Source organism: Microcystis sp. (assembly GCF_048564745.1).
Classification (GTDB): Bacteria; Cyanobacteriota; Cyanobacteriia; order Cyanobacteriales; family Microcystaceae; genus Microcystis; species Microcystis ichthyoblabe_A.
Genome location: NZ_JBLZRT010000188.1, coordinates 1 through 7,453, shown reverse-complemented (window position 1 = coordinate 7,453; position 7,453 = coordinate 1). Strand labels below are relative to the sequence as shown.

Here is a 7,453-nt window from a genome sequence, read left to right as displayed (position 1 = left end):
ATCAAAAGCAATATTAGACGCTTGCACAACCCGGTCATCAGGAGTAAACTGGATGTAATTAGTATTTAATACCAGTCGATTAACTGCTTGATGAGTGACGATAACACCCTTGGGTATTCCTGTAGAACCAGAAGTATAAATGACGTAGGCTAAATTATCCGCAGAAACTGTGCTGTTCAGATTCTCCAGACTTGCCTGATTAATTTGTTGCCAATCTTTGTCTAAACAGACAACAATAGCCTGATGATTTGGCAAGAAATTCTGTAAAGATTCGCAGGTTAACAGTATTTTAACCTGGGTATCTTGGAGCATAAAGCTAATGCGTTCTTGGGGATAATCTGGGTCAATAGGAACATAAGCTCCACCGACTTTAAGAATAGCCAATAATCCCACAATCATGTCTAAAGAACGCTCTAGACAAATCCCCACTAATTCATCTGGTTTTACTCCTAATTTTTGCAGATAATGAGCTAATTGATTAGCACGACAATTTAATTCATTGTAGGTTAATTTTTGCTCTGAACATACCACTGCTACCCCGTCGGGTGTGCGTTTTACCTGTTCTTCAAATAATTGATGAATACATTTATCAGAGGGATAATCTGTGTGAGTTTCGTTCCACAATGATAACAATTGATAACGTTCTTCATCAGTTAACATCGATAACTCAAAAATTCCCATATTGGGATTAGCTGCAATCGCAGTTAAGAGATTCTGAAAATGTTGCCCCATTTGGTTAATAGTGGGGGCAGCAAACAAATCCGTACTATAACACCAAACCGCTTCTAAACGATCAGAAACTTCCCAAAAATTTACCTCTAAATCAAATCGCGCTTTAATCTCAACAGATAAAGGCAAACTCTCCATCTTTAAGCCAGATAAACTGGCCTCAGATTGGGGAGTATTTTGCAGTGAGAACATCACCTGTATCAAAGGATTGTGACTTAAATCTCGGTTTAATTGTAATTTTTCTACTAACATTTCAAAAGGCAAATCTTGATGAGCATAAGCTGATAAAGTTGTTTGCTTTACTCGTTCTAATAACTCCAGAAAACTCGGATTTCCCGACATATCACCCCTTAAAGCCAAAGTATTGGCAAAAAAGCCCATTAATTTCTCAATTGCCGAACTATTACGATTAGCGATGGGAGAACCTACCAAAACATCTAATTGACCACTATAACGAGAAATTAGGACAAAAAAAGCCGCCAGTAAAGTCATAAATAGTGTTGCTCCTGACTCCTGACTTAACCTTTTGAGGCGTTGTGTTAAGTCTTGATTCAGGCGAAAAACCTGCCCATCACCCCGGAAACTAGGAATTGGAGGACGGGGATAATCCGTTGGCAATTCTAAAATAGTAGGTGCATCTTGTAACTGTTTTTGCCAGTAATTAAGTTGACGCTCCAAAACTTCACCAGTGAGCCATTGACGTTGCCATACAGCAAAATCGGCGTATTGAATCGATAATTTAGCGAGAGGGGAAGGCAACCCCCGGACAAAGGCCGCATAAAGTTGAGATAATTCACCAAAGAAGATGCTCAAAGACCAACCATCGTAAATAATATGGTGCATCTTCAACAGCAATACATACTCTTGGGAACTGAGTTTAAGTAACTTAAATTGGACTAATGATTCCTTGGCTAGATTAAAGGGTTTTAAGGAGAAAGCAATCGCTATTTCTTGCAGATGTTCTGTTTGTTCATTCTTTGATGAACCTTGTAAATCTTCCAGGGGTAAACTTACGGTTGAAGGGGGAGCAATGCGCTGAATTGGTTGCCCTTCTACCATAGGAAAAGTGGTTCTTAAAATTTCATGACGGCGAATCAGTTCACTGAGACTTTGTTCTAAAGCCAACAGATTGAGGGAGCCTTCTAACCGCAAAGCTTCCAACAGATTATAGGAATGACTATCGGGAGAAAGTTGCTGCAGAAACCAGAGTCGTTGTTGAGCAAAAGAGAGGGGTAAATCCTGATCCCGTGACACGGGAATAATCTCTAAATCAACAGTATTATTTGGGATTTTTGCCGCCCTTAAAAAGTCCAAAATTTCAGGTTTTTTGGCGGCGATTTCTTCTTTAATTTCTGGGGTCATAACCCCTTTGGGAGCCTGAAAACGAAGTTTTTCGCCTTCCAGCCATAGTTTAATCTCTAAACCCTTCAAATACGCTAAAAAATCTCCTACTTTCACTTACCAATTGCCTCCAAAGTTGTTGTTAAATTAGCTCTAAATCACGAAGTTTGCCCTGAGGATGAAAAAGTCCATCAGATTGCTATTGACTAGGATCAATATTTGTCCTTTGCCGTTTTAACTGTCTTGCTAAACTATTGAAATCAGCTAAAACTTTAACTGTTTTTATAATTCACCATCCTCATAATCTTCTAAGGTTTCAGTCATAGCTATTTCTCCCGGTGCAACGGTAAGAACTTCAATAATTTGGGCTAAATTAGCGATAGTTGGGTATTCTAGCAAATTTTGTAAAGACAATTCCACCGAGAAAAGATCGCGGGAACGGGAAATAACCTGAGTTGCTAACAAAGAATGTCCTCCCAATTCAAAGAAATTATCCTTAATCCCAATACGTTCGACTCCCAAAACTTCACTCCAAATTTGAGACATTTGAGTTTCAATCGGGGTACGAGGTGCGAGAAATCCCGTAGCTAAATTGCGTGTAGCTGTATCGGGTGTAGGCAAAGCCAGCCGATCTACTTTACCATTAGGAGTCAAAGGTAGGGTATTAAGCAAAACAAAAGCCTGGGGAACCATATAACTAGGTAGCTTTTGTTGGACAAATTCCCGCACCTGTGGTATCAGCTTCTGGACTAATTTACCATATAAAGGATTATTCGTATAATCAGTCCAGGATTTGGGAATAATCGTCTCATCATCCCAAAAATTGGGGTATGGTTGTTGATCAACTTTACTTATTATCGGTTCTAGGATGGCATTCTGGCGACAGAAAACCACATCGAAAGAACCATCTTGACTACCTTCCCACCAACTGAGATGAACAGTGTAACCTAACTGTTCTCCCAGTTGCCACATTTGCTCAGGATTAATCCCTATCCCGCTATTTTTTGCTAACAATTGCCGCAATTCCCCCACCGTTTTTACCCCGGGAGAATTTTCTAAACAGTCTAAAATTTGTAGTGCCTTTTGTAATCGTTGATTGGGTACATCTCTGATACCTAAATATTCTGGTTGTTCCAGTTTCAGTTTATCTTGTAGTTGCCCTAAAGAAAACCGATCCCGCTGCCAATTTAGCCAAGTAATTGTCGTTTTTTGCCCATCAGTATCCAGATGTAAAGTAACATCATAGCGGAATTGAGTTAACTCATTGTCAGCCTGACCCCGTTTCGGTGCAATCTCTACCCAAGAAATTCGCGGAAAGTGTTGTTTAAGCGTGATAAAGAACTGAGGTGCAATTAACAATTCTTCTTCGGTAGCTACACTTTGATTCACCTGTTTTTGCCATTCTTCAAGGGTTTTATTAGCTTCAGCGCGAGCTAACTGTACCGCGGCGTGGTAAGGCTCTAGTAAGGACAAGCTACGGATATCACCTAGGAAAATCTTACCCTGATCCGCAATCGTCTTGACTGCTCCTGCGATAACTTGTAATAGATAATCCACACTAGGAAAATACTGAACCACAGAGTTAATTACTACTCGATCAAAAGTAGCTTGGGGAATGCCGGTAAAATCATCGGCTGTTCGGTGTAATAATTTTACTTTGCCCTCTAAACCCTCAATTGTGCTACATAAATGTTCTAGGTTATTAATAGTAGCAGCGGAATAATCTGCTCCCCAATATTCCTGACAATGTTTCGCCACACGGAATAGCAATAATCCACTTCCGCAACCAATTTCTAACACTCGTTGCGGTGGTTGATTTCCTAAAATTCGGCTCACTGTCTGATCAACCCATTCCTGCATTTCTGCATCGGGAATAGCTTGTCCGGTATAACTACTATTCCAACCACTAATATTAAAAGTGGGGTCCTCGGTTTGAGGTTGGGGTTTACTGTAGGATTCTTCGTAAATTTTTTGCCAATCACTAACATATTCACTCTGCCATTGAGCAAGCTGTTCCGGCAATACTTGACCCTTGAGAGCCGGAACTAAGTAGGCTACTAAATTAGTATTAAGCTGATCATAATCATGATCACTTGCCTGATCAGCGCGAGCTATCACAACCGCTTCTTGTACTAGGGGATGTTGGCTCAAAACTGCTTCAATTTCCCCTAATTCGAGGCGGAAACCCCTTACTTTAACCTGATTGTCAATTCGTCCCAGATATTCAATTTTTCCATCAGGTAAATAACGAGCTAAATCTCCTGTTTTATACAAACGTTTGCCTTTTAACTGTTCCTTGTTTTCTAAATAGATAAATTTCTCTGCTGTCAATTCTGGGCGATTCAAATAACCTCTGGCTACCCCTGCTCCTCCGATATGTAATTCCCCCGGTACACCGATAGGAACCGGTTGTAAATGCGAGTCTAAAATATAAACCTGCACATGAGGAATTGGCCGACCAATAGTTATTTTTTCATCAACCGGCGTACATTTAGCTACCGTTGCACAAACACTTCCTTCTGTGGGTCCATAACCATTAAAGAAATTTCGTCCCTGGGACCATTTTTTCACCAATTCAGGAGAACAAGCTTCCCCGGCGACAATAATAGTTTGCAGAGAGGAAAGATTTTCCCAAGACAGAACCGCTAAAGCTGATGGCGGTAGAGTAATATGAGTAATCTTATTCTCCCGTAATTGCTTGATTAAGGGTAAACCGGGCATTAAATTTTCTTTACTTGCCAAATAAAGTGTCGCTCCTGCTCCCAAAGCCATCAAAACTTCCCAAATACAGGCATCAAAACTAAAAGAAGCAAACTGAAGCACTCGACTCTGAGAAGACACAGCAAAAGTCTGAATTTGCGCCAGAGCAAGGTTACACAACCCTTGATGTTCAACCATCACCCCTTTAGGTTTACCCGTAGAACCAGAAGTATAAATCACATTAGCTAAATTAGAAGCTGTTACCTTCACCGTCAAATTATCCCAGTTCATTGGTTTAATTTCTGTCCAAATTTCAGCTAAAAATACAGTTTTAGCTTGATGATTTGGGAGTTTATCAATCAGTGAACTTTGGGTTAGTAATAAGGGTACTTGACTATCCTCTAACATAAATTGTAGGCGTTCTTGAGGATATTCTGGGTCAAGGGGGAGATAGGCAGCACCGGCTTTAAGGATGGCTATTAATGCCACAATCATGTCTAAAGAGCGCTCTACACATAAACCGACTATTACCTCGGTTTCTACACCTAAAGAGCGTAAATAGTGAGCTAGTTGATTGGCCCGACTATTTAATTCTGCATAGGTCAACTGTTGATTTTCAAAGACTACTGCTACTCCATCAGGGGTACGCGCTGCTTGTTCCTCAATTAATTGATGAATACACTTGTTATAGGAGTAATCAGCTTTTGTCTCATTCCACTCCTCTAATAGTTGATACTCTTCCTCTGGGTTTAATAAGGGTAGTGAAGCTACTGATTGACGGGGATTTTCCACAATTGCCGCCAACAAAGTCTTAAAATGAGTCATCAGGCGGACAATAGTTTCAGCATCAAATAAATCCCTGTTATAAGAGCAAAAACCGCCCAATCCTTCGGCTGCATCCCAGAGGTAAACTTCTAAGTCAACCCTAACTGAATCAAGTCCCGATGGTATCTCCTCAATGTTTACTCCGGGTAAATCCCAGGGAGAACTAGGAGCATTCTGAAGGGCAAAAACTATCTGTGTTAAAGGATTACGATCTAAATGACGCTCAATTTGCAATTTTTCGACTAACATCTCGAAGGGTAAATCTTGATGGTCGTAAGCGTTTTGAGTAGTTTGTCTGACTTGCGCGAGAAAATCTTCAAAGGTCGGGTCTTGAGATAAATTAAATCTTAACACTAAAGTATTGACAAAAAAGCCAATTAACCCTTCAATTTCGGTGCGGTTACGGTTAGCAATTGGTGAACCAATTACCACATCTGTTTGTTGACTATAACGAGATAGTAACACAGCAAAACCCGCTAGTAATGTCATAAAGAGAGTGCTACCGGACTCTTGACTAAGTTTTTTCAGTTGTTGCGTTAGTTGACTATCTAGTTGCAGTCGCTCCGTCCCACCGCGAAAACTTTGGATTGCTGGCCGGGGACGGTCTGTGGGAAGTTGGTGTAGTAGGGGAACCCCGGTTAATTGTTGCTTCCAGTAGCTTAATTGACGGTCTAATACTTCATTAGTTAACCACTGACGCTGCCACACGGCAAAGTCAGCATACTGTATTGATAAATCAGATAAATCTGCTTTTGTCCCGGTGCAGAAACTTCGATAATAGACCGATAATTCGTCGATTAAAACACCTATTGACCAACCATCCGCCGCAATATGATGAATAGCTAATAATAGTACATATTCCTCTGTCTTGACTTGCCATAATTTGACTCGTAATACTGAACCTGATTCGAGATCAAAGGGTTCGGATGCTGCTGCTAATAACAGGTTTTTTACCTGTTGCTCAGAATGACTGAGGTTTTGCAGATTGACAACTGGTAAGGTGAAGGTTACATTAGGATCGATCGCTTGTATTGGTTTGTTATCTTTGAGTTTAAATTGAGTCCGTAGGGGTTCATGGCGTTGAATAATTGCCTGGAAAGCTTTTTCTAAGGCTTTAACATTGAGATTTCCGCGCAAACGCATCGTTAAATCAATAGTATAAGCCCCACTTTCTCCTTCTAATTGATTCACAAACCAGAGACGTTCCTGGGCCCAGGATAGGGGAATATCATCCTCTCGATTAACGGGGACAATTGATGGTAGCTTTAACCCTAAACCTGTTTGCAGTTCTTTTAAAATTACCGCACTTAACTGAGCAATGGTTGGGGATTCAAACAGATAACGCAAGGGAACAACAATCTCAAAGGTTTCCTGTAATCGAGAAATAACTTGAGTTGCCAACAGAGAATGTCCACCTAATTCAAAGAAATTATCCTCATTACTGACTCGTTTTAATTTCAGTACCTCAGCCCAAATCTGCGCCATTTTTTCTTCAATGGGGTTACGGGGAGCTATATATTCACCTTGGCTCTGTAAATCGGGAACAGGTAAAGCACGGCGGTCTATTTTGCCATTGGGAGTTAAGGGGAAAGTATCAAGAAGGACAAACGCAGTTGGAACCATATAATCAGGTAATTTTGCTCGCAAAAATTGCCGTATTTCGTTAATTGTCAGGTTGATTTCGGGTTGCGGTACAACGTAAGCAACTAAGCGTTTATCCCCGGGATTATCTTCACGAACAATCACACAAGAAGACTGTACCGCCTGATTTTGACTAAGTACAGCCTCAATTTCTCCCAATTCAATACGGAAGCCGCGAATTTTTACTTGATTGTCAATCCGTCCTAAATATTCAATA

General features: G+C 40.6%; 2 protein-coding genes. Both read right to left on the bottom strand.

Translation table 11 applies throughout. The features are described from left to right. The coding region (locus ACOCD9_RS19895) for a condensation domain-containing protein (protein ID WP_419548262.1) at positions 1–2,187 on the bottom strand (2,187 nt) is incomplete at its 3' end. 165 nt (positions 2,188–2,352) lie between these two features. Next, on the bottom strand, positions 2,353–7,453 hold a 5,101-nt coding region (locus ACOCD9_RS19890), incomplete at its 5' end, for an amino acid adenylation domain-containing protein (protein ID WP_419548261.1).